19 protein-coding genes are annotated in these 22128 nt (G+C 47.0%); 15 read left to right on the top strand and 4 right to left on the bottom strand.

Annotation, left to right across the window (positions count from 1 at the left end):
- The first annotated feature begins 293 nt into the window (after positions 1-293).
- The 15 genes from liaF to AC58QD_RS22810 all read left to right on the top strand — a co-directional run bounded on the left by liaF (position 294) and on the right by AC58QD_RS22810 (position 18070).
- Positions 294-1391, top strand: coding sequence for a cell wall-active antibiotics response protein LiaF (gene liaF / locus AC58QD_RS22880; RefSeq protein ID WP_497337318.1), 1098 nt, complete (start codon positions 294-296; stop codon positions 1389-1391).
- Positions 1392-1402: 11 nt separating this feature from the next.
- On the top strand, positions 1403-2428 hold the full coding sequence (locus tag AC58QD_RS22875; RefSeq protein ID WP_497337317.1) for a sensor histidine kinase: 1026 nt from the start codon (positions 1403-1405) through the stop codon (positions 2426-2428).
- A gap of 1 nt (position 2429) precedes the next feature.
- A complete protein-coding gene (locus tag AC58QD_RS22870; RefSeq protein ID WP_497337316.1) occupies positions 2430-3110 on the top strand; it encodes a response regulator in 681 nt (226 codons plus the stop codon).
- Between the two features lie 61 nt (positions 3111-3171).
- Complete coding sequence (locus AC58QD_RS22865) at positions 3172-3588, top strand: YugN family protein (RefSeq protein WP_497337315.1); 417 nt, start codon at positions 3172-3174, stop codon at positions 3586-3588.
- Between the two features lie 155 nt (positions 3589-3743).
- A complete protein-coding gene (locus AC58QD_RS22860; protein WP_497337314.1) occupies positions 3744-5360 on the top strand; it encodes a S1C family serine protease in 1617 nt (538 codons plus the stop codon).
- A gap of 124 nt (positions 5361-5484) precedes the next feature.
- Positions 5485-6171 (top strand): response regulator transcription factor, encoded by a 687-nt coding sequence (locus AC58QD_RS22855; RefSeq protein WP_497337313.1) that lies wholly within the window; start codon positions 5485-5487, stop codon positions 6169-6171.
- Positions 6172-6175: 4 nt separating this feature from the next.
- Positions 6176-7645, top strand: a complete 1470-nt coding sequence (locus AC58QD_RS22850; RefSeq protein ID WP_497337312.1) for a sensor histidine kinase — start codon at positions 6176-6178, stop codon at positions 7643-7645.
- A gap of 44 nt (positions 7646-7689) precedes the next feature.
- Positions 7690-8646 (top strand): 4-hydroxy-3-methylbut-2-enyl diphosphate reductase, encoded by a 957-nt coding sequence (locus tag AC58QD_RS22845; RefSeq protein WP_497337311.1) that lies wholly within the window; start codon positions 7690-7692, stop codon positions 8644-8646.
- A 141-nt stretch (positions 8647-8787) separates the two neighbouring features.
- A complete protein-coding gene (locus tag AC58QD_RS22840) occupies positions 8788-10044 on the top strand; it encodes a mannosyltransferase family protein (protein WP_497337310.1) in 1257 nt (418 codons plus the stop codon).
- Positions 10045-10154: 110 nt separating this feature from the next.
- Positions 10155-10709 (top strand): DUF2062 domain-containing protein, encoded by a 555-nt coding sequence (locus tag AC58QD_RS22835; RefSeq protein WP_497337309.1) that lies wholly within the window; start codon positions 10155-10157, stop codon positions 10707-10709.
- Positions 10710-10876: 167 nt separating this feature from the next.
- Positions 10877-11920, top strand: a complete 1044-nt coding sequence (gene aroF / locus AC58QD_RS22830; protein ID WP_497337308.1) for a 3-deoxy-7-phosphoheptulonate synthase — start codon at positions 10877-10879, stop codon at positions 11918-11920.
- Between the two features lie 251 nt (positions 11921-12171).
- Positions 12172-13596, top strand: coding sequence for a type I glutamate--ammonia ligase (gene glnA / locus AC58QD_RS22825; RefSeq protein ID WP_497337307.1), 1425 nt, complete (start codon positions 12172-12174; stop codon positions 13594-13596).
- 464 nt (positions 13597-14060) lie between these two features.
- Positions 14061-15866, top strand: coding sequence for a polysaccharide deacetylase family protein (locus AC58QD_RS22820; RefSeq protein ID WP_497337306.1), 1806 nt, complete (start codon positions 14061-14063; stop codon positions 15864-15866).
- A gap of 174 nt (positions 15867-16040) precedes the next feature.
- Positions 16041-17009 (top strand): GNAT family N-acetyltransferase, encoded by a 969-nt coding sequence (locus AC58QD_RS22815; RefSeq protein WP_497337305.1) that lies wholly within the window; start codon positions 16041-16043, stop codon positions 17007-17009.
- Between the two features lie 53 nt (positions 17010-17062).
- The gene (locus AC58QD_RS22810) at positions 17063-18070 is read left to right on the top strand and encodes a phosphotransferase (protein ID WP_497337304.1); all 1008 of its coding nucleotides are present in this window, start codon (positions 17063-17065) and stop codon (positions 18068-18070) included.
- 134 nt (positions 18071-18204) lie between these two features.
- Here the strand turns inward: AC58QD_RS22810 and AC58QD_RS22805 are convergent, their stop codons facing one another.
- The 4 genes from AC58QD_RS22805 to AC58QD_RS22790 all read right to left on the bottom strand — a co-directional run bounded on the left by AC58QD_RS22805 (position 18205) and on the right by AC58QD_RS22790 (position 22066).
- Positions 18205-18519: a hypothetical protein gene (locus AC58QD_RS22805; protein ID WP_497337303.1), complete on the bottom strand. Its 315-nt coding sequence runs from the start codon at positions 18517-18519 to the stop codon at positions 18205-18207.
- Between the two features lie 243 nt (positions 18520-18762).
- The gene (locus AC58QD_RS22800; RefSeq protein WP_497337302.1) at positions 18763-19440 is read right to left on the bottom strand and encodes a hypothetical protein; all 678 of its coding nucleotides are present in this window, start codon (positions 19438-19440) and stop codon (positions 18763-18765) included.
- Between the two features lie 133 nt (positions 19441-19573).
- On the bottom strand, positions 19574-20998 hold the full coding sequence (locus AC58QD_RS22795) for an MBOAT family O-acyltransferase (protein WP_497337301.1): 1425 nt from the start codon (positions 20996-20998) through the stop codon (positions 19574-19576).
- A gap of 12 nt (positions 20999-21010) precedes the next feature.
- Positions 21011-22066 carry an SGNH/GDSL hydrolase family protein gene (locus tag AC58QD_RS22790; RefSeq protein ID WP_497337300.1) on the bottom strand — a complete coding sequence of 352 codons (1056 nt, stop codon included), beginning with the start codon at positions 22064-22066 and terminating at the stop codon, positions 21011-21013.
- Positions 22067-22128 lie beyond the last annotated feature (62 nt).

Raw genomic sequence — 22128 nt, 5'->3', positions numbered from 1 at the left:
TTTAGCGGATTAAAGTAGATGAATACCCTACATTAATCTGATCCAAGAGGCTCGTCATCCACAGTCGAACAGCGATTGGAGCCCGCCTTTCTGTCCTTCCACGAACCCAACTGATAGCCTACACCAAGGACCTGGCTATCGGCCAAGTTTTTTTTCTTATATTTATAATGAAACAACTCAGTCTCCAGACGGAGGACAAATCCATCCCACGGCTCTTTGTTTATTCCCGCAAATCCTCTACAATAAGATTAATAAAAGAGCACAACATTGATTGAAATTCGGAGGAAACGCATATGCGAAACGATATTTGGGGGAAAGTGTTCGGCGGCTTGGTGTTGATCGGGATAGGTGTCTTGTTCTTACTGAATCAGTTAGACATTGTGGTCGTGGATTTAGGTTATATCTTTTCCAATTATTGGCCGGTCATCTTGATCTTCTTCGGTCTGAAGGGGATCCTCATCCAAAAGAAGCTGGATTACGGTTGGGGCGGCTCCTACCTGTGGAACTTAATAGTGGTTTTGATCGGCCTCGTTTTTCTGAACAATAACCTGGGATGGTTTAACTCAATCGGATTCGATGATATATTCAAATTCCTGGTTCCGGTTATTCTAATAGGCTTAGGACTGAATATGCTGCTTAGACCGAGAAGACAGAAGCCTGAGAAGAAACAGGAGCCTGACTGGACCAATCCAACCGAGTCTCCATTCACGCCTTACTCAGCTCAGACGCCAACAAATCCAATTGATGCAGCCATTCCCGTTGACCTTCCTAAATCGAATCCATCGTCGACACCTTGGGGGCCAGCTGGAACGAACGGTCCACAAGGACCGCAAGCACCGCAAGGGACACACGACCCTGCTGAGGATTGGAAAAAGGATCTTCCAGAGAAGCCTGCTATACTAAAAGAATGGATCGTCAAGAAGGAAGAATGGAAGCAGCACTGGAAGGAAACGCATAAAGGGCAGCATAACCACCATCATCACGACTGGAATCACCACGGTAATCACGGGAATGTCCAGCACAAACATAATTTTATCGGCGATCTCCATGTGGGCCAAGATTATTGGGAGCTTACGCCAATGAACATCTCTCACTTCATCGGGGATACCGAATTGGACTTGACGCGAGCGGTCATCCCGTATGGGGAGACTAAAATTAATATATCTGCCTTTATTGGCGATGTGAAAGTATTTATTCCGAACGATGTTCACCTTGAGGTTAGTGTAACGGCTTCGTCATTCCTGGGGGACATCAACGTATTCGAACGCCGAGAGGGAGGAATGTTCCGTAGTATGCAATCGGCTGCTCCGAGTTATAAGGATGCTGAGAAGCGGGTGCGTATTGTAGTGAGCATGTTCATCGGAGATGTGAGGGTGAAGCGAGTCGGATGAGGATCTTATTATTGAATTCCAAAAGTGTGAAGTGGCAGTTGCTCGGATATTTCGGGCTTCTGCTGCTTCTGCTTGCAGGGGCAGTCGGTACAGCGCAATTGTTCTGGTTCCATCCTTTAACTGAAGTAGGACATTGGGTAAACTTCAGCCTCGTGATAGCAGCAGTCAGCTTATTCGGGGCTTATTTCATTGCTAGTCAGTTTCAACGAAAAATTGATACTCTTCACTTGGCAATTCTGCAGCTGAAAAGAGGGAATTTGTCCGAGCGGATCCCGCCGCTTGGATTCGATCCTTTTGATCGAATTTATAAAGATTTTAATGAAATGGCTACTTCGCTAGAGAAAAGAGTTATGTTAACGCAAAAAGTAGGCGAGGAGAACGTGATGCTGCTTGCTGAGTCTAATGAGGTAGCGGTGACGGAAGAGCGCAAGAGGCTTGCGAGGGACTTGCATGATACCGTAAGCCAGCAACTGTTCGCCATTCATATGTCAGCGTCTTCTTCGGCGAAATTGGTGGAGCGTGGCGATTCCCAGAAAGCACAGCCGATTCTGAATCAGCTAGTTGAGCTTTCTTCTCTTACTCAAAAGCAGCTCAGGGGCCTCCTAGCACAGCTGCGTCCGATTGAATTAGAGGACAAACGGTTGTCTGAAGCGTTGGATAAATGGTTTCCGGATTATTGCCGCCACAATGGATTGCAGGGCAAAATGGACATTCGGCTAACCGATTCGATGTCTGAGGCGATGGAGCATCAATTATTCCTGATCATCCAGGAAGGCATGGCTAATGTTGTGAAGCATGCTTCCGCACGTCATGTAGATTTGTTGATTCAAGATAATGGAAAACAATATGTGTTGCAGATTAATGATGACGGAATAGGCTTTCAGGACGAAGGGGAGCGTATGCATTCCTATGGATTGTCTACAATGCGCGAACGAGCGCTTAAGCTCGGCGGGGAGTTAGAGATAACTAGCAAGACCGGGGCCGGCACCCGTGTGAAGGTGTTCATGCCGAAATTTTCACAAGGGGAGTCGGAGTAAAATGAGTGGAAGCGGAACGAGAATACTAATTGTAGATGATCATGATATGGTTCGGCTTGGACTTCGTACATATTTGACTATGGAAGATGATTTTCACGTAATTGGGGAAGCTTCGAATGGTAAGGAAGCGATAGAAAGGCTGAAACATTTGCAAGAAACAGGTGAAGAGCTGCCGGACATTATTCTAATGGATCTGATGATGCCGCAGATGGATGGAGTCGAAGCAACACGGGAAGTATGCAGGCAATATACATCGGTGAAAGTGGTGCTGCTGACCAGTTTTCTGGAAGATGAGAAAGTGGTTCAAGCCATTGAAGCAGGAGCGGTTACTTATGTAATGAAAACAGTCGCTGCCGATGAGCTTGCCCATGTGATACGCAGCGCTGCCCGCGGCTTCCAAATGATGAATTCTGATGTGTCGCAAGCTCTTACTCGGGGTCTTAGGCAAAGGACGGCACACGGTCAGGAAGATTCATCGGAAGGGCTTACTGTACGGGAGAAGGAAGTGTTACTGTTAATCGCGGATGGGAAGACGAATAAGGATATTTCAGAGGAGTTACATATAAGCATTAAGACCGTCAAGACACATGTAAGCAATCTATTGATGAAGTGCGAGGCACAGGATCGTACCCAGTTAGCTATTTATGCGCATCGGAAAGGCTGGGCAGTGAACAACGGCTAACCACATAAAAAAGGTGTTCTTGGTCCATCCTAGGGAAAAAAGTAAATCCAAGGAGTGTCCCATGAGAACCTTAGCGTCTGCATTAGAAAATCATGTTGATGGGTTTGATCGAATGAAAGATGTGCTGCAGCAGCATCAATTCACGCTAGGAGGCAATTGGGATTACGATCACGGCAGCTTTGATCGCAATCTGGACGAGGCAAACCAAGTATGGCTGCGTATCCCGTTTCAAGTTAAAGCAGGCAGTATTGATAGTGAGGATAGCTCCAATCCGGATACAACTGTACAAATCGGTACGCCATTTGTGCTGAAGCATGTATATAACGAGGGGTTGGATTCAGGTGCTGAACCGCGGATCTATACAGCATTGTTCGACCAGTTCCAAGAACCGGTTGATAAGGACGCTTCCGTAGAATCTCATTGGGTGGAGCAGGCGAAGCAAATCCTGAGCCAGGTTGAGAGCAGTTTGGTTGTGTAAAAAAACACATTTTGTATCTACTTCAAAACATTTAACTCCAGTTTAGCTATTTTTAAGGTTCGTTTAAGGTTTAGCGTGTTAAATAAGGATAAGAATAAATATTACAAACACATACTCGCTAAACCTTATAATGAATACCAGGGAGGAGATTCAAAATGGATAACAATAAACGCGACTACAATGAATTTTTTGATGGAGGCCGGGATGATTCCAAGGAGTCGAATAATCGCCGCGACAGCCAACAAGATCAACAATACGGTAGTGATTCATCTTCAGAGAGCCACGGTCCTACAGGAGATAATCAGGGGAAATCGTCTTACTACTACTCCTATGGTCCTTACAAATCTTCGATAAACGACGAACAATCTTCTATGACGACATCAAATACGGATGGTGAGACTGCACCAGTTGAGATTACATCTCCGCGCGCAGTTCGCCCGATCTACGGGTATGGAGATCAATCCCAGCAAGCACGTGGGCAGGCTCCCTATGTAACCTCTTCATCCACTCAGTGGGATTATAATCAATCGGCCCCCAAAAGATTCCCTTTGAGAAGCTACTTCGCTACTTTCTTGGCGGGTGCAGTAGTAGTGGCAAGCTTAATGTTCGCCTCTGACAAAATGGATTTGTTCAGCGGGGATGTGCCAACCGTTGCTTCTAACAGCAGTTCAGCAGTTAAGAATACAGTTAACTCCAATGGGGGGAACGGCGGAGCTTCAACAGCCGCATTGAACGAAATCGTACGTCCAGGTAACATTGCAGAGATTGTGGACAAATCGAGCGGCGCAGTTGTAAAGATCAATACGTTTGTAACAGGGAACAACAAATCACAGCGTAACGGGTCTAGCGGGAGCGATCTTTTCGATTATTTCTTCGGAAATGGCGGCAACTCGCAAAAAACACCAACCGACACGCAGCAACGTCAATCGGCAGGATTAGGTTCCGGCTTCATCTTTGATAAGTCTGGCTATATATTAACGAATCAGCATGTCATCGAAGGTGCTACTGAGATTGAAGTAGAGGTGCAAGGGTACAGCAAGCCGTTGAAAGCAAAGCTGATGGGCGCAGAAGCCAGCCTGGATCTCGCCGTACTTAAGATTGAAGACAGTAAGGAATTTCCGTTCCTTCCATTGGGGAACTCGGATGATATCCGTGTAGGCGATTGGGTTGTGGCAATCGGGAATCCATACGGCTTCGATCATACCGTAACCGTAGGTGTATTCAGTGCTAGAGAACGTGAGATTCAAATTCCTGATCAAAGCGGGACTCGCAGTTATGAGCATCTGATCCAAACCGATGCTTCCATTAACCCTGGGAACTCAGGCGGGCCGTTATTGAACCTGAATGGTGAAGTCATCGGGATCAACACCGCTGTCAGTGCGCAAGCACAAGGAATCGGGTTCGCCATCCCTACAAGTACAGTAAACACCGTTCTTGAGAACATGAAGAACGGAGTCAAAATACCTCAACCTTTCATCGGCGTCGGGTTACAAGATATCCAGGAAGAATGGGTGTCCCAATTGAAGCTTGAGAACAATAAGGGCTCGGTTATTACTCAGGTGAATTCCGGAAGCCCTGCCCAGAAAGCGGGTCTTGCTCCTGGTGATGTAATTGTTGAAGTGAATGGTGCGGCTGTTGCTAACAGCTCAGAAGTTACCGCTAAGATCAAAGCCCTTAAGGCGGATGACAAGGTAACATTAAAGATCATGCGGGACGGCAAGAAGATTGATACATTCGTCATTGTCGGGGATCGTAACAAGACTGCACAGTAATGAAAGCTGAGCGCATTGCCAGGCAGGAAAGCGTAACGGAAGCGAATGCTCCGCTTCGCTTTCCTGCTTTTGTATTGTGATGGTACAATAGCGAAAGAGATGTCAACATAAGGAAGTGAATGGGTTGCGCGATAAAATAATGGTGATTGACGATGATGCAAAAATTACTTCTATGCTGAAGAGATCCCTTGCATTCGAAGGGTATGCTGTGACAACCGCGGCCAATGGGCAGGAGGGGCTGAAGCTGCTCTTGCAGGAAGAGCCGAATGTGATCATACTCGATGTGATGATGCCGCAGTTGGACGGATGGGAAGTGTGCCGTCGGATACGTGAGAGCGGCAGCGCTGTCCCGATTCTCATGCTGACAGCCAAGGATGAAGTATCGGACCGGGTGAAGGGGTTAGACTTAGGAGCAGACGATTATCTGGTTAAGCCGTTCGCTCTAGAAGAGCTGTTAGCCCGTGTTCGCTCCTTGTTAAGGCGCCGAGCGGATAAGGCGGAGCAGCAAACCCGGCGGGTTCAAGTGGAGGATGTGCTGCTTGATCTGGATACACGGGAGGTTGTACGTGAAGGGCAGACGATCGAGCTCACGACCAAAGAGTTTGATCTGCTGCACTTGTTCATGCTCAATCCGCGGCGGGTGTTATCGCGCGATTTGATCATGGAGAAGGTGTGGGGCTATGACTATAGCGGAGAGTCTAATGTACTAGAGGTATATATAGCTTTGCTTAGGCAGAAGCTTGAGGAATATGGGAGCAAGCGCATCATACAGACGGTACGGGGAGCGGGTTACGTACTGAGAGGGGACTAACATCATGTCGATCCGTTTGCGGCTTACTTTGTGGTACACGGGCATATTGGCCGTAACTTTGCTGACTTTGGGGTTTGCTATTTATTTCACGTTGTCTGCGAGCTTGTATGGAGATTTAAAGGGTAAGATGGAAACAGAGGGTCGGAAGGTATTGGCGCAGGTTAAACCTGTACTGGTACAAACCCGAACAGGACTGCAATGGCAGTTGTCGCTTCCGCAACTGGATTATTTTCGTACGGGAATGGTAATGCAGATTTTGCGGCCGAATGGTGATTTCGTCGATCAATCGCTTAACTTATCTGTACCGCTTCCTCATACGACGAATACGTTAGAAAAAAGCACAAAAATTAATCCTTTTTACGAAACCATTAGTGCAGAGAATACATCTGTGCTGGTATACAATTACCCGATTCCAGTCAATAATGAATTGCAGCTTATTTTGCGTGTAGCCAGTAACAAAGAAACCATCGACAATTCCCTTCGTTCATTGAAGTACACCTTCATCCTCGTCGGCTTCTTCATCGTGTTCCTGGCCGCCTCCATCGGCTGGTTCCTGGCGCGCAAGGCGCTGCGCCCAATTGAGGGTGTCATCGATGCGGCGAATCGTATCGAGAAGAGCGCCGATCTCGACCGGCGCATCGATTATGAAGGGCCGTCCGACGAGATCGGCAGGCTGACGGACACTATCAACGGGATGCTTTCCCGCATCCAGACCATGTATTCGGAGCTCGACGACGCCTACAGCGCCCAACGCCGCTTCGTGTCAGACGCATCTCATGAGCTCCGCACCCCGCTCACCACGATCCGGGGGAATGTGGAGCTGCTGGAGAAGGTGTGGAGATCCGCCGCTACCAAAGGCGAAATGAATAGTGTGGACGGCGAGAACGTAGAGATGTCGCTTGAAGCGATGCGAGACATTTCTGATGAAGCTGAGCGGATGAGCCGCATGGTTAACGACCTGCTGTCGCTCGCTCGCGCGGATGCGGGTCAAGTGATGCAGAAGGGGCCAGTAGAGCTGAAACCACTAGTGGATGAGGTAGTACGTAAGGCGCAGTTCCTTCCGAGAACGGTGGAATGGAATGTTGGAGATACAAGTTTGCTAATAGGGCTCAGCGTGAACGGCAGTAAAGATCATTTACAGCAATTATTGTTTATCTTTATTGAGAATGGCTTCAAATATACCGACGATGGTTCGGTTACGCTGGATTTCATACGCCGAGAACGCCAAGTAGGATTCAGGATTAGCGATACTGGAATTGGAATGGAGAAGGATGAGATTCCACACATCTTTGAACGGTTTTATAGGGCTGATCCTTCTCGCGGAACGAAGTCCGGCACAGGTCTTGGATTATCGATCGCCAAGTGGATTATTGATGAGCATGAAGGTTCCGTTGAAGTAATGACGCAGAAGGATCATGGTACGACCTTTGTTGTTTGGCTGCCTATTATGCTGTCACTTCCTTCCCAGTCTTGATTAAGCTATAATAATAAGCAAACAGACGGGAGGAAGAGACCGGTATGGACGTATTGAAAATTTCCCCACGCGGGTATTGCTACGGTGTTGTAGACGCCATGGTGTTAGCTAGGCAGACGGCGCGTAATTTGGACCTTCCAAGGCCCATCTATATATTAGGTATGATCGTACACAATAGCCATGTGACAGAAGCCTTCGAGGAAGACGGTATCATTACGCTGGATGGGAATGACCGACTGGAGATTCTCGAGCAGGTGGAGAAAGGAACCGTAATCTTCACCGCCCACGGGGTGTCGCCAGAGGTGCGGCGCAGAGCTCGTGACAAAGGCTTGACTGTGGTGGACGCCACATGCCCGGATGTAACGAAGACACATGACCTGATCCGGGAGAAAGTTGCGGAAGGCTATGAGATTATATATATCGGCAAGAAGGGTCATCCAGAGCCTGAAGGCGCGATTGGTATAGCCCCTGAGCATGTGCATCTGATAGAGAAGGAAGCGGAGATCGACGCTCTGCAGTTGAATGCAGAGAAGATCACAATTACGAATCAGACCACAATGAGCCAGTGGGATATTCGGCACATTATGAATAAGCTGATCGCCAAGTTTCCTTCGGCTGAGATTCACAACGAGATCTGTCTGGCGACACAAGTACGGCAAGAAGCGGTTGCCGAGCAGGCGAAGGAATGCGATCTCGTCATCGTCGTAGGTGATCCGAAGAGCAATAACTCCAATCGCTTGGCGCAAGTTTCGGAGGAAATTGCAGGGACTCGCGCATTCCGGATTTCTGACGTCTCTGAGCTGCAGATGGAGTGGCTTGAAGGCGTAAGCAAAGTTGGAGTCACTTCAGGTGCATCCACGCCAACTCCGATCACGAAGGAAGTCATCTCGTATTTGGAGCAATACGATCCTGCACAACCCGCTACTTGGCCTATTGAGCGTACGATTAACAAGAGCAAGCTGCTCCCGCAGGTCAGGGAGAAGGCTGGCAAGGGCGTCTGATCTAACATACATGCAGAAGATCGTTCGGGAACATCCGGACGGTCTTTATTGTTAGTCAGGGAGCATGCAAGCTGTCTAGATAGACTTCCTCTTTTCGATTATAATGAAAGCTTAGACGATGTTATATAAAGGAGATCGTGCATGTATTTCGCTAAAGTCAGATCCATTATTCAAGACAGCCCGATTCGCTTCCTGGTCGGATTATTCGTTATTACGCGTGTTGTCGTACTTGTTGCCGCTTATTTCGGTATGAACATATTCTCAGACTATACGAGCCCTTCAGAATACAAACCAATGGCGTGGCCAGGCTCCGAAACAATGCAGATGCAATTGGAAACCGACCTGTGGAAGACCAAAGTTCCGATTCTCGAACAATTTCTCACAGCAGATACATATGCCTACCAAGTTATTGCAGATCAAGGCTACGATGACTATAGAATCGACGAGCCGCATCCGCCGGCCAACTGGGTGTTTTTTCCGCTATTCCCGCTAATTTTGCGTCTAGTGTCGGGAATAACGAGCAGTGATTATATGACAACTGGCTTAGGAATATCGAATCTGTTCCTTTTGGTCGCTATGATCTATTTATACTTTATTGGAGTACAACGGGGATTAAAGGATACAGAAGCGAAGCTTGTAGTGGGGATGCTGCTTGTTGCGCCTGCAGCAATATTCTTATCCATTCCATATACCGAAAGCCTATTCCTGATGTTGTCCATGGGGGCTGTCTATTATTCGCTCCGAGGGAAGTGGTTGCCAGCCTTTGTGTTGGCAGGCCTTTGTACCGTAACACGCAATGTTGGGGTTGTTATATTGTTGTACACCGCATGCTCTATGCTGCTGGAGAGAGGATTCCGGAAGCCGGAACCGCGCGACGGATTACGGTTCCTATACCTGATAATCGGTGGAATCCCGCTCGCAACCTACTTGGGTTATATGAAATGGTTGACAGGTGACTTCCTGGCACCGATACATGAACAGCTGAATTGGGGCAGACACACCTCCATCCCTTTTAGCAGCTATATTCATTATTTAACCAAACCGTATTTCCAGACATCGTCGGGTTGGGAGAATGGACTGATCTCCTTCCTCATCGCAACGTTCGTAATTATCATTATGTTGATTTATCCTATCTTAAGGTGGAAAAGCTTCAAAACTGACGGCCGCCAGCTATTGTTATACGGAGCCACAATACTTCTTATAGCGATCCCATTCAGCAGTGGTGAACATTTGGCTAGCATTCCGAGGTATATGCTTGTGTGTTTTCCCATTTATCTATACGTTATGGAGTTGTTCCGCAAGCATGTGCTTGTACTGATTAGCTGTTTCATGCTTTCCTTCTTTTTTCACATTTTGTTCACGATTGGGTATTTTAACAACTATTTCTTCGTTTTCTGACGAGCCGATCATTGGTGGTTTTGAGCTCATTCAGGTATAATAAGGGGTACGATAAACTTAGAAAACTTGGATACTGAAAAGGTCCGATTAAGAGGATAGGATGAGGTACTGTGGGCATACAGACGAATCGAGCATCAAGCGGCTCTAACAGCAAGCAGAAGCGTCTGACTTTGTCTGGCATACGCCGTTGGATCAAATTCAAATATTTGTTGTTGTTCCGTGCACAGGGTGGGGCTGCCAAAGTATCGATCGGATTTTCCATTGGCCTGGCGATAGAGATGTTTACATTGCCCACTTTCGGGTTCGCTTTTTTTCTCGTTTTTCCTCTCGTTTACTTGTTCCGCGCTAGTCTGGCTGGTGCACTTATCGGCTTCGTATTCGGGAAGATCATTTACATTCCGCTCGCTTTCTTCAATAACAAAGTGGGAGCTTGGGTTGTACCGGATCATTTTCATGAATGGATCTCATTCTTACCGAATTGGCTTGAAAAAATGCTTTATATGAACATCAAACTTATTGTTGGCGGGATGATCGACGGTATCTTGCTAGGGTTCCTTTTCTATCTGCCAGTTAAATGGTTGCTCGAATTCTACACAGCTAAACGAACAGAGAAGCGTAAGCTTCGCAGAGCGCAATTGTTATTAATCTCACCAGACAAAAGCTGAATGGACTACCCTTATGAAGGAGATTTCGAAAAGTGATAATTAATGCTTGACGAAATCTTCTTTTTCATTGTATTATTGCTTTAGCGATTAAAAGCATAAAAGCTTAAAAGCATACAAGCGTTGAAGCGTTTGAGTGTGTTAGAATAAAAGGGGAGCGTGGATTAACCATGATAGCAGTAACTAACAATCAAGTATCCGACGAGCGTATCGCAGAAATTGTTCATCATATCGAGAAACAAGGCGTTCAGGCGCATGTATCCAAAGGTGTGGATCGTACCGTGATCGGAATTATCGGTCAAGCAGATCCTAAGCTTGCAGAGCAGCTTCGCCAAATGTCCGGCATTGAGAACGTAATTAAGATCTCCAAGTCCTACAAGCTGGCAAGCAGAGATTTCCATCCGGATAACACGGTCATTAAGATAAAGGACGTTTCTATTGGCGGCGATGAGCTGGTCATTATGGGCGGTCCTTGCGCGGTTGAGACACCTGAACAGATCGATGAGATTGCCCGATTGGTTAAGGCTTCCGGCGGTCAAGTGCTGCGAGGCGGAGCATTCAAGCCAAGAACGGGTCCTTACAGCTTCCAAGGTGTCGGTGTTGAAGGCTTGGAGATGATGGCTGAAGCAGGACGCAAGCATGGCTTGCTCACGATTACTGAAGTTATGACCCCTGAGTATGTCGATGTATGCGCTGAGCACGCTGACATCCTGCAAGTCGGTACTCGTAATATGCAGAACTTCGATTTGCTGCGCAAGCTTGGTCAGGTGCAAACACCGGTATTATTGAAGCGTGGTTTCAGCTCAACCTATGATGAGTTCCTGAACGCCGCTGAATATATTCTTGCTGGAGGCAATCCGAATGTAATGCTCTGCGAACGCGGAATCCGTACATTCGAAACCTATACACGTAATACGTTAGACCTTACAGCCATTCCTGTTCTGCAGCAGTTAAGCCATCTGCCAGTCATCTCCGATCCTAGCCACGGCACAGGCCGTCGCGAGCTCGTTGAGACGATGTGTAAGGCCTCCGTTGCAGCTGGTGCTAACGGCTTGATCGTCGAGATGCATACGGATCCCGACAATTCCATGACCGGAGACGGCGTTCAGTCGCTATTCCCGGATCAATTCGCCAAGCTGATGCTCGATCTTGAGAAGCTTGCGCCGCTTTGCGGCAAATCCTTTAACACTGCTAAATCCTTCATATTCGCATAAGGTTTGCTTGAACCCCAAACCTAATGACTTGTCCCGCTCCTCAGAAGAGCGGGAATTTTTTTCGTCTAATTTTGACGATATTGTGAAAAAAGCGCTTACATGTCAGCTTACCTAACATATCAACAAAAAATACCTTACATAAGTATTGACGGGTCAAAACAGGCCGTTTTATAATAAGGCCATAATCATTGAAAACTTGAACAATGATGATCAATTTACCCGAGAATGTTCGGAAATAGGAGGATATAAACATGTCAGTCCAAAACGTAATGTCCCTAATCAAGGAGAAAAATATCGAGTGGGTTGATTTCCGGTTTATCGGTTTGTCCGGTAAAGCCAATCATATCAGCTTGCCTGCAACCGAGGTAGACGAAGAGACATTCGAGAACGGCGTAGCATTTGACGGTTCCTCTATTCCAGGATTCCGTGGTATCGAAGAATCCGATATGGTTATGATGCCTGACACCGAAACGGCATATGTAGATCCTTTTACGGCTCACCCGACTTTGGTCATTATGTGTAACATTCATACTCCTGACGGTGCGCGCTATGATCGTGATCCTCGCTCCATCGCTCAGAAGGCAGAAGAGTATCTTCAAACTACGGGCATCGGAACTACAGCATTCTTCGCACCTGAATCCGAATTCTTCATCTTCGATGACGTTCGTTTCGAATCAGGCATGAACAAGTCCTACTTTGAAGTCGATTCCAATGAAGCAGCTTGGAACTCCGGTCGCAAGGAAGATGGCGGCAATCTGGGCTTCAAAGTACCAGTCAAAGGTGGATATGTTCCTGTAGCCCCAATGGACAGCCAACAAGACATCCGCAGTGAAATGTGCCGTCTGCTTGCTGAGACAGGACTTCGCATTGAGCGCCATCACCATGAAGTAGCAACAGCAGGTCAAGCCGAGATCAACTTCCGTTTCGACACGCTGACTAAGACTGCAGACAACCTGATGAAATATAAATATATCGTTCACAACACAGCTCACCAATACGGAAAAGTAGCCACATTCATGCCAAAACCATTGTTCGGCGATAACGGTTCCGGTATGCACGTTCACTCATCGATTTTCAACGGCGATTCCCCGCTGTTCTATGAGAAAGGTGCATATGCTAACCTGAGCGACATGGCTCTTCACTACATCGGCGGTATCTTGTACCATGCTCCAGCGTTGATTGCCTTGACTAACCCAAGTACGAACTCATTCAAACGTCTGGTTCCAGGTTACGAAGCACCGGTTAACCTAGTATTCTCCAAAGGAAACCGTTCCGCAGCAGTGCGTATTCCGATTGCAGCTGTTACACCTAAAGGCTGTCGTATCGAGTTCCGTACACCGGACTCCACCGCTAACCCATACCTTGCTTTTGCAGCTATGCTGCTTGCAGGTCTTGACGGAATTCAGAAGAAAATGGATCCTCGTGCACTGGGCTATGGTCCTTTCGATAAGAACATCTATGAACTGTCTGATGCTGAGAAGAACGAAATCCGCAGTGTTCCTGGAACATTGGAAGAAGCGCTTGATGCTTTGGAAGTGGATAGCGAGTTCCTTACTCAAGGTGGAGTATTCTCCGCAGACTTCATTGCTAACTACATCGAACTCAAACGCAGCGAAGCGAAATCCGTTGCGATCCGCATTCACCCGCATGAATACGGTTTGTACTTTGATTGCTAATTAGTCCTTATCCTTACATGTATTTGTATTATTCAATACCCTATACCCTACAAATTTCTGACCTCCGGCGTGCCGGGGGTCTTTTTTTGTTTTTGGGGGAACTAGAGGTTCAACTAATGGCCCCCGTTCTGCGTGTTTCCCGACTAGATGTACGCTATAAGTAGAACAAAAAAGGGCAGGAAGGTGGAGCGGAGAAGCGATAGCGTCCGCCTTTGTACTTGAATGCTCACCATAAAAATATAATCAATGAATTCAAGTACAACAGCGGTTGTAGCCCGCTTTTCTGCCCTTCCACGCACCCAACTGATATCCAACGCCAAGGACCGTCCAGTGATCCAGACGGTTTATTTCATCTAAGAATAAAAACAGGTATGTAACAGGAAGAGAAAAAGAGGTAGAATAAACTTAACTTTTATTATCATCATTACTACTTTCTCAAGGTAGAAGAAGGAGTTCAGCCAATAATGATTCATATCGTGTGGAATGAAGAAGAGTGCAGGACTATTCGTTCGGAAGGACGAGCTTGTTATACCGAGAATGTTTTCGAGCTTCTCACTTATCTGGGATTATCCTATGAGAAATGGTCGCCTGCGAGCTGGATGAAACAGCCGCCTGAAGGGGTGACCGTAATTGTGGGCGAAGGCCCAAGTCCTGAGTGGGAGATGGCTTGTGAAGCTTATTGCAGAAAAGGCAACACCCTGCTGACAATTGGTGGCCTTCACGGCTTGGACTCCCTCTTCCAAGTATCACCGATTCATAATGATGCCAATATTACGGAAGGTTTTGTGGAATGGGGGGATGCTCCCCTAGCAGAGGATCTGCTTAGTTCCTTCCATTTCTTCGGCTCCGTCTGTGTGAAGGATGTGTCCTCTGCAGATTCAACTGCTCCTTTGCAGCAACGAGGCAAGCTTATCCGGCGGAATGGCACCGTCCGGGATGTGCATCCTGCAATTGCAACTAGACCGGTAGGAAATGGTAAGGCTGTCCTGTTTGCCGTGAATGTGATGCAGACATTCTCGATGATCCAGCAAGGCCTAAGTGTAGTCAAAGATGGAGCTCCCGCTCCTGACGGGACGGGTGCCATTGACGATAATATTCTGAAGACGGATGACTCATGCGTCCTCGACTGGAACCGCGATCGCGCTACTGTAGGGCCAGATGGAGCACCGTTCTTTCTTCACCCGATTGTGGATGAGTGGCGAATTCTGTTTATGCGGCTTATCCATGAGCTGTACACGGAGACAGGGCGCTCCTTTGGACAGGTTTGGTTCTGGCCGGAAGGATTATCGGCGATTGGGCACATCTCGCATGACACGGATCGCAACATTAAAGCAGAAGCTCTTAATACATTGGATCGGCTGGCGGAAGCAGGAGTGAATTCTACCTGGTGTATCATAATGCCAGGCTACGATGATGAAGTGAATCAACGGATTGTGGCAGAGGGACATGAGGTTGCTCTCCATTATAACGCTCTGGGAACGGAAATTCTGGAGAGCCAGTGGAAGGAGTCACATTTCCGTTATCAATTCAATATGTTGCAACAGCAGTTCCCGGATCAACGGATTGTCTCCAATAAGAATCACTACTTGCGTTGGGAAGGGGATTTTCAGCTTTTAGAATGGTGTGAGCGTCAGGGAATACTGATGGAGCAGACAAAAGGCGGTACGAAGCAGGGGAATAAAGGCTTTCTCGCTGGTACAAGTCACCCCTTCCTGTCTTTCAATCCAGCGACGGGGAGGTATGCCACACAGGTAGTTAGCCTTCCTACATTGTCTTGGGATCCTCCATTTCCAATGCGGTGCACAGCGGAAGAGGCGTTTGCCTTAACGGATCGAGCACGAGATGTATACGGAGTGGCACATTTCTTGTTCCATCCTTATATGGTTGCTCATGAGAACGGTGTCGTGGGAGATATAATGGTTAAGCTGGTCGAGTATGGACGCAGTCTCGGCATGCAATGGTGGACGGGGGAGCAAATCCTTAATTGGTTCCATGCCAAACGTCAGGTGAAAGTGGAGTGGACAGCAGGCGATGCAGCGGGTTCTGCACAAGGACGTATTCTATCAGAGGGTGACATTGACGGCGTAACGATACTGCTGGCTTACAATGAGGATACCTTTGGAACCGCTGATCATCCATGGGGGATAGCGGTTGACAATGGAGCGGAGCTTAGCCGCGTGGCTAACGTCTATCGTTTCGGCTGCAAGTATAAGGAGATCCAGTTGGATCATCTGCATAAAGGGATAACGAATATTTGGTTGACTCAGTAATGGACTACAATGTATACGCCTTCCTTAAGAATAAAAGGAGGTTGTAGTATCGAAAATGCATAGGACGTGTTTTCAAAAAGATGAATATAAGCACATAAGTGATAAATCCTACTCTTTTCCTCGCTGCTGTCATGGTATACAGTAAGAAGAAACTTATGTTTCAGGAGGGTTACTATGAGAGAAATGCAGCTTGATGAGAAACGGATCGCCGACATGGCGGTTCTATGGAATAAAGAGTGGGGCAGCTCATTGCCGATCAGGGAACAACTGCTGCGTCAAAATATGTTTATGGATCCAAACGTATTGCGCGAGGGATCCTGGATGGTCCTCGAGGAGGGGAGCGATCGTCTGCTAGGGTTCGTTGTAACGAAGGTGTGGCAGGATCAGGAGTCAGGTATGCAATTCGGTAAGGAGACAGGTTGGATCCATGCTCTGGTAGTCGATCCTGAGTGGCGGGGGCGTGGAATTGGAAGTTTGTTGCTTGAAAAGGCAGAAAAAGCGTTGCATCGTGCAGGTGTAACCCGGATTGTGCTGGGCAGCGACTTTCATTGGCGGATGTTCCCGGGTATACCGGAAGATCGTCCAGCGTCCCGAAGCTGGTTCGAAAACCGGGGCTATGAATGCTTGAATGTGACTCACGACCTTATCAACGAATATGGATTACAGGATGGCTTGGAGCAGCCGCAGGCGGATGGCGTGACGTTCCGACTGGCCCATACGACAGATAAGGCGGCGCTGATTGCCTTCATGGAACGGTGCTTTCCAGGCCGGTGGGAATACCAGACGAAGCAATACTGGGAACGGGGAGGGACGGGCAGAGAATTTGTCTTGCTAGAGAAAGACGGGGGAGAGTTGATCGGCTTTTGCCGGATTAACGATTCGCATTCACCGCTGCTTGCCCAGAACATCTATTGGGCTCCCTTGTTCGAGGAGGAATTAGGGGGCATTGGTCCCCTTGGCATCGATGAACAGTATCGGGGGAACCGGTATGGCCTTTCTATTGTACAAGCTGGCGTTGCTTTCCTGAGGCAGAGGGGGATTGAGCGAATAGTGATCGATACGACGCCTTATGTCGACTTTTATGCGAAATTGGGCTATCGCACTTGGAAAACGTATTGGTGTCTCCATAAGAAGTTGAATTAGAATGGATGGATCAGAAAGCTAGACAGATACCCACTTTTGAGGAGTGTCGCCAGTTGAACTCACCTCTCACCAGAGAAACCAATCTGCTTGAGCAAATCTCACAGTCGCTTCATGCTCAGTTCGGTATGCGAATCCATGCAGCCACACCGATTCCGCGCGGTCATTTGAATGAAAAGTGGAAGCTGGAGACGAGTAAAGGCACTTGGTTCGTCAAGAGCTATAATACAGAGCGATACCGGAAGCACGAGCCGTTCATCTGGGATGAGATCAGCCGCGCTTTACAGCTGCACGGACTTCTTCATGAGCATGGCGGCACATGCCCTGCTCTAATAGCCCATGAAGGCCGGTATATGCACACGACGTCAGCAGGCCAAAGATTCGTCATAATGCGTTACCTCGAAGGTGAAGTGCTGGGAGCCGGAACAATGAACGCCGAGCAAATGTATAGTCTTGGAGCTGCGGCGGCTCGTATGCATAAGGTATGGAATGACATGGATCAAACACAACATAACCTGCAGCCTCTTTGGAGGATCTCCCGTGAAGAAATGGAGTCCACTTGGGAGAAAAGATGGCATAATGCAACAACACAGCAAGGAACCGACCGCCTTCGTTATGCCCTGCAGCTGCAGCGAGCAATTATAGAATCGATCGATTATTCGATGTTCTCGGCGGCAACTCCAGGTTGGACCCACTTGGATCTTTGGTCGGATAATCTGCTATTTGATGACAAAGCTCTAACAGCTATCTTAGATTTTGATCGTGTTCGGTATGCATTTCCTCTGATGGATCTGGGAAGAGCGATCTTATCATGCGCATTGCACGAGGGCAAGCTTCGTGAAGAAGCAATCCACGCACTAGCCGAAGGGTACCGCAGCGGGCGAGACCTTGTGCAAGGCTCCTTGCTGCAAGCCGTCAAGCATATCTGGTGTGTGGAAGCATTCTGGTGGTTGAATGCCGCTATGATGAATACGAATGAAGCAGCACCTAGGCGATTCGTTCAAGAGATGATATGGACCGCCGAGCTGTGGGATACTCTAGAATATAAACTGGGATCGATTTAGGATTTTTTTGAATGACCAATTCCTTCCAACTATCCAACTATCCAACTATCCAATTATCCAACATCCGAAACTCAAAACGACCTCCCATCGAAGGGAGGCCGTTCTTTGTTCAATAAGTGTAACCGGTCCATGCACTATTGCCAGCTTTCGAACGCTTCTTCCACGTGATCCGGTTTGACCAAAGCTTTTCGTAAATGTATGTTAGGGACATTCTCGTTATAAACAGCAATTTTCTCATTAATTACATTGATTTCCGATTCAGTCAACACGAGACTTGCGGAATCCAGTCCAGCCATAAGACGATTCAAATGCTCGCGAATCTGTTGCTGCAATTGGAGCCAATGCGGCAGACTGTCCGTCATTCTAAAGTTGCTATAGAAAGGGTCGAAGGCATCCGGTATTGGTACATTCTCCACAGAATGATCTTCTGGAATGATTACTTGTTCCATTTCGTATTCCTCCATTTCACATATTGATCGAGATGTCAGCAGACGAGATCTACATCCTTAGTATAACTCGTTATAGTGCTGATTCCCGGAATAAATATGTCCAAACTTGAACGGAATGTTGACTGAACATTGAACATTGCTGCTGAAAGATGACTGATTCTTAACACTTCCTAGCATATGTCTATACTCGATCAAACATACCATTTGGTGTGAAGGAGGGCTTTTTTCTAATATTTCACTTTTTTACTCCGCTTTAGCCAGCCTGTCTGACAGCAATGTATTCGCTTTTTGAATGGCTTCCAGTTGTTTGGTAAGAGCAGCACGAATGGTCTCGGTATCGCCTGATTGGAGGGCTACAGCCAGATCTTTGTTACCAGCGAAGCCAGGATGCTTGGAAGCTTTCTTCATTGCCTCCATCTTCTTCTTAGCTTTCACCCGATCAGCAGCCATTTTGTTCTCATCTAACTGAACCTTCTTGCTTTGTACCCGCTCTTCGATATGTTTCTTCACTTGCTCCTTGGTCACTTCTCCGCTTTCAAGCTTACTTTTTAGTTGACCATTTCTCCTATCACTTGCTTTCTCCTTGATCTTCTTATCGACCTTATCCTTAACACTATCCTTGACCTTCTGATTAACTTTTGCCTTCGCTTCTGCAAGCAATCGTTCTCTTTCGGCAACAGCAAGCTTCCAATCATTCAATTGGTTAGGCGCATATTTCTCAAGCAGGAGCTGCATGTATTGTTGTTGATGGATGTTAGCGGTATCGACTTTCTTAATCTGCTCCTGTTGTGTTGGCGCTGCAGAAGGGTCAGGAGATGGATTAGAATCATCTGCCGCATAGGCAGCTAGCGGAATGGCCAGTGCGACGGCCAGTACTGCAGGAATAATCGTTTTTTTCCAGGCTTTCAACTTGATTTTCATAGGTATCCCTCCAAAGAGTCAGAGTCATAATGAGCCACTTTACCCATAGTGTACAGCATGTTTATGAAGAAAGTGTGAAGAAAAGTTAGCAAAATGTGAAAAAACCTGAGCTCATCAAGTGAGCCCAGGCATTCTAGAATTGAAAATAGATGAATGTATTCTGATCACCCTTCAGATAGATGATGAGGAAAGCAGCAATCGCAGTGTACAAAGCCGCGCGCACCGGAGCAGGGAATCGTTGATCCCATACTCTCGCTAATCTGGAAGCATGCTTGAACAAGTAATATTCCCCGATGTGAAGGGCGAACAAGCCAATCACGATGTATACGTAGGGGAACAGCAGCCCGTTAAACTGGAACACTTCGGGTGAGAACATTTTGCGGATCATTGCCATCGCGTTCTTCAAGCCATCCACCCGGAACAAAATCCAGCCCACACAAGTCAAATGGAAGAAGATAATAATGGTGATAACGTGATATATTTTGCTGTTATCGATCCAGCTCAAGCCAAGCTTGTCCTTCAGCATAGTATAGAGCTTATGAACGATCAGCAGTAAACCATGATACATCCCCCATAACACATACGTCCATGCAGCACCGTGCCAAATCCCTGAGATCGCCATTGCGAGGAATAGATTCGTGTATTGACGAACCGGACCTTTGCGCGAGCCTCCAAGAGGAATGTAAATGTAATGACGGATCCATGTAGACAAAGTAATATGCCAGCGACGCCAAAATTCAGTGGCGCTTGTGCTTAAGTAGGGGGTCTTGAAGTTAATGGCCAACTCCATACCGAACAAATATCCGATCCCCACCGCCATTTCGCTATAGGCAGCGAAGTCGAAGAAGATCTGGAAGGCGAACATATAGGAGGCCATCCAAGCTTCGGCACCGGTAATGTTACTGCCGAGCGCGAAGTAATCATTGACATACGGGGCCAAATAATCCGCGAGCCATATTTTCTTGATAAGTCCGACAGTGAGCCAGGCGATACCCAGCTTAAATGTCCTTATATTAAACCGGATCGCTTGAATCTTCTCGATTTGCGGCATGAATTCATGGGATCTCATAATCGGTCCAGCCACAAGGTGGGCGAAGAAGGAGATGAACACCCAGAAGTTCAAGAGCGTCTTGGACGGTTCTGCTTTGCGCTGATACACGTCAACCAGGTAGGCAATGACTTGGAACGTATAGAACGAAATCCCGATCGGCAGGATTATAGACACCCAGAAGGAATCCTCGGCAACCAATACGATATTCAGAAGGTCGCCTACACTGCGCATCAGGAAAACAATGTACTTGAAGAAGATCAGGTTGGCGACGGTAACCCCTATCCCAATCCATAAGGCAACCTTGCTGTAGCGGCCCCGCATGAATTTGGAACACACGTAACTAATGACGGTAATGGCAAGGAAAATAAACAAATTCCCTATTCCTGCAACACCATAGAAGAGCATATTGGCTATGGTAAGCATGTAAATACGTGTCTTCGGCATCAAATAGTAGAGCAGAAGAGATACAATTAACAGTCCAGCGAATTCTGGCGTATGAAACAGCATGGATCAAATCTCCTATTCCAGTTCATCCCATATTATGTCAGCTAGCTTCTCATAACCTTCAGGAGTGAGATGAGTATGATCGGTAAACAAAGCGTTTGGAATGCGTCCTTCTAAATTAGCATATTTGACGGGCAGCTGTGCCATATATCGATCAAGAGTCGTCATATTTGCGACATATTGCGGTTTATGCACATAATCCTTCATCATTTCATGATTCGTACCCGTGAGGACAACGATAGTCTGCTTACCTTTTTGTTCGGCAATAATCTTATTGAGGAAATAAATATCCGGATTGTTAGCCGTCAAGTCAAAAGGTTTGTCCGAGAAGCTTCTTATCAGCTCCGGATCATTCATGAAATCGGTGAAATCCTTCTCATACCAAGGTCGAGGATCACCTAATGCATCGCTTGGAATCGGTTCATCATTCAGCGCAAGCCATTTGTGCCGGAATTTCATCTTGATCGCATCCTGATAACGGAACAGAGACACTTTAGGGATCACAATTTCATGTAAGAAATAACGATATCGCTCATAAAAGCCGTCGGGCGGATTATATCCCGTTAACTTCAGATGATCCAATCTCTCGGCATAAGTGACCGGGTCGAGTCGATGCAGCTCTTCCTTCAGCCAGAATACAGCTGCAGGATAAGGATCGCGTTCGATGAAGGATGCATAGCGAATATTGAATAATAGCCTGTCTGTAGAAATGCCGAATTCTTTAAGCTTCAGCAGCATGACATAATAATCCCCTAGCTGCATGGCGGGCATGGACAAATTGAAGATCACAGGAGCATCAGGTTCGTTTTGCAGGAAGGCATTGAACACTTGATTCGAGTCTCCAGGGCTTCCATACAGCACAGAATCGCCTAACACAACAACATAGTCCTTCAATTTTTTTTGTTTGATTTCTTTACGCATCTGCTCGAGTATGGCATCTATGTCGTGAAGATTGCTTTTGACAAGTTCATAATCCATTCGATTGTGGTATACGTCCGCCATGGAAAGGGTTGAAGGCAGGAATAGTTGTATGGCTAACATAAACAAGATAATGTATTTGACAGCTTTCATCAGGAAAAGTTTCACCCATTCTAAGTAGAGTCTCTAGTCATTATAATAGATTCTCGTATTAA

It is taken from the genome of Paenibacillus sp. J2R1T-4 (assembly GCF_059692235.1).
This window is presented reverse-complemented; position numbering and strand designations above follow the sequence as displayed.

Excerpts from the sequence above, each read along its gene's own strand:
- AC58QD_RS22790 (WP_497337300.1), bottom strand. The coding sequence starts at position 22,066 with ATGAAAGCTGTCAAATACATTATCTTGTTTATGTTAGCCATACAACTA.
- AC58QD_RS22840 (WP_497337310.1), top strand. The coding sequence starts at position 8,788 with ATGTATTTCGCTAAAGTCAGATCCATTATTCAAGACAGCCCGATTCGC.
- glnA (WP_497337307.1), top strand. The coding sequence starts at position 12,172 with ATGTCAGTCCAAAACGTAATGTCCCTAATCAAGGAGAAAAATATCGAG.
- AC58QD_RS22800 (WP_497337302.1), bottom strand. The coding sequence starts at position 19,440 with ATGAAAATCAAGTTGAAAGCCTGGAAAAAAACGATTATTCCTGCAGTA.
- AC58QD_RS22860 (WP_497337314.1), top strand. The coding sequence starts at position 3,744 with ATGGATAACAATAAACGCGACTACAATGAATTTTTTGATGGAGGCCGG.
- AC58QD_RS22865 (WP_497337315.1), top strand. The coding sequence starts at position 3,172 with ATGAGAACCTTAGCGTCTGCATTAGAAAATCATGTTGATGGGTTTGAT.
- AC58QD_RS22795 (WP_497337301.1), bottom strand. The coding sequence starts at position 20,998 with ATGCTGTTTCATACGCCAGAATTCGCTGGACTGTTAATTGTATCTCTT.
- AC58QD_RS22870 (WP_497337316.1), top strand. The coding sequence starts at position 2,430 with ATGAGTGGAAGCGGAACGAGAATACTAATTGTAGATGATCATGATATG.
- AC58QD_RS22805 (WP_497337303.1), bottom strand. The coding sequence starts at position 18,519 with ATGGAACAAGTAATCATTCCAGAAGATCATTCTGTGGAGAATGTACCA.
- AC58QD_RS22815 (WP_497337305.1), top strand. The coding sequence starts at position 16,041 with ATGAGAGAAATGCAGCTTGATGAGAAACGGATCGCCGACATGGCGGTT.
- AC58QD_RS22820 (WP_497337306.1), top strand. The coding sequence starts at position 14,061 with ATGATTCATATCGTGTGGAATGAAGAAGAGTGCAGGACTATTCGTTCG.
- liaF (WP_497337318.1), top strand. The coding sequence starts at position 294 with ATGCGAAACGATATTTGGGGGAAAGTGTTCGGCGGCTTGGTGTTGATC.
- aroF (WP_497337308.1), top strand. The coding sequence starts at position 10,877 with ATGATAGCAGTAACTAACAATCAAGTATCCGACGAGCGTATCGCAGAA.
- AC58QD_RS22845 (WP_497337311.1), top strand. The coding sequence starts at position 7,690 with ATGGACGTATTGAAAATTTCCCCACGCGGGTATTGCTACGGTGTTGTA.
- AC58QD_RS22850 (WP_497337312.1), top strand. The coding sequence starts at position 6,176 with ATGTCGATCCGTTTGCGGCTTACTTTGTGGTACACGGGCATATTGGCC.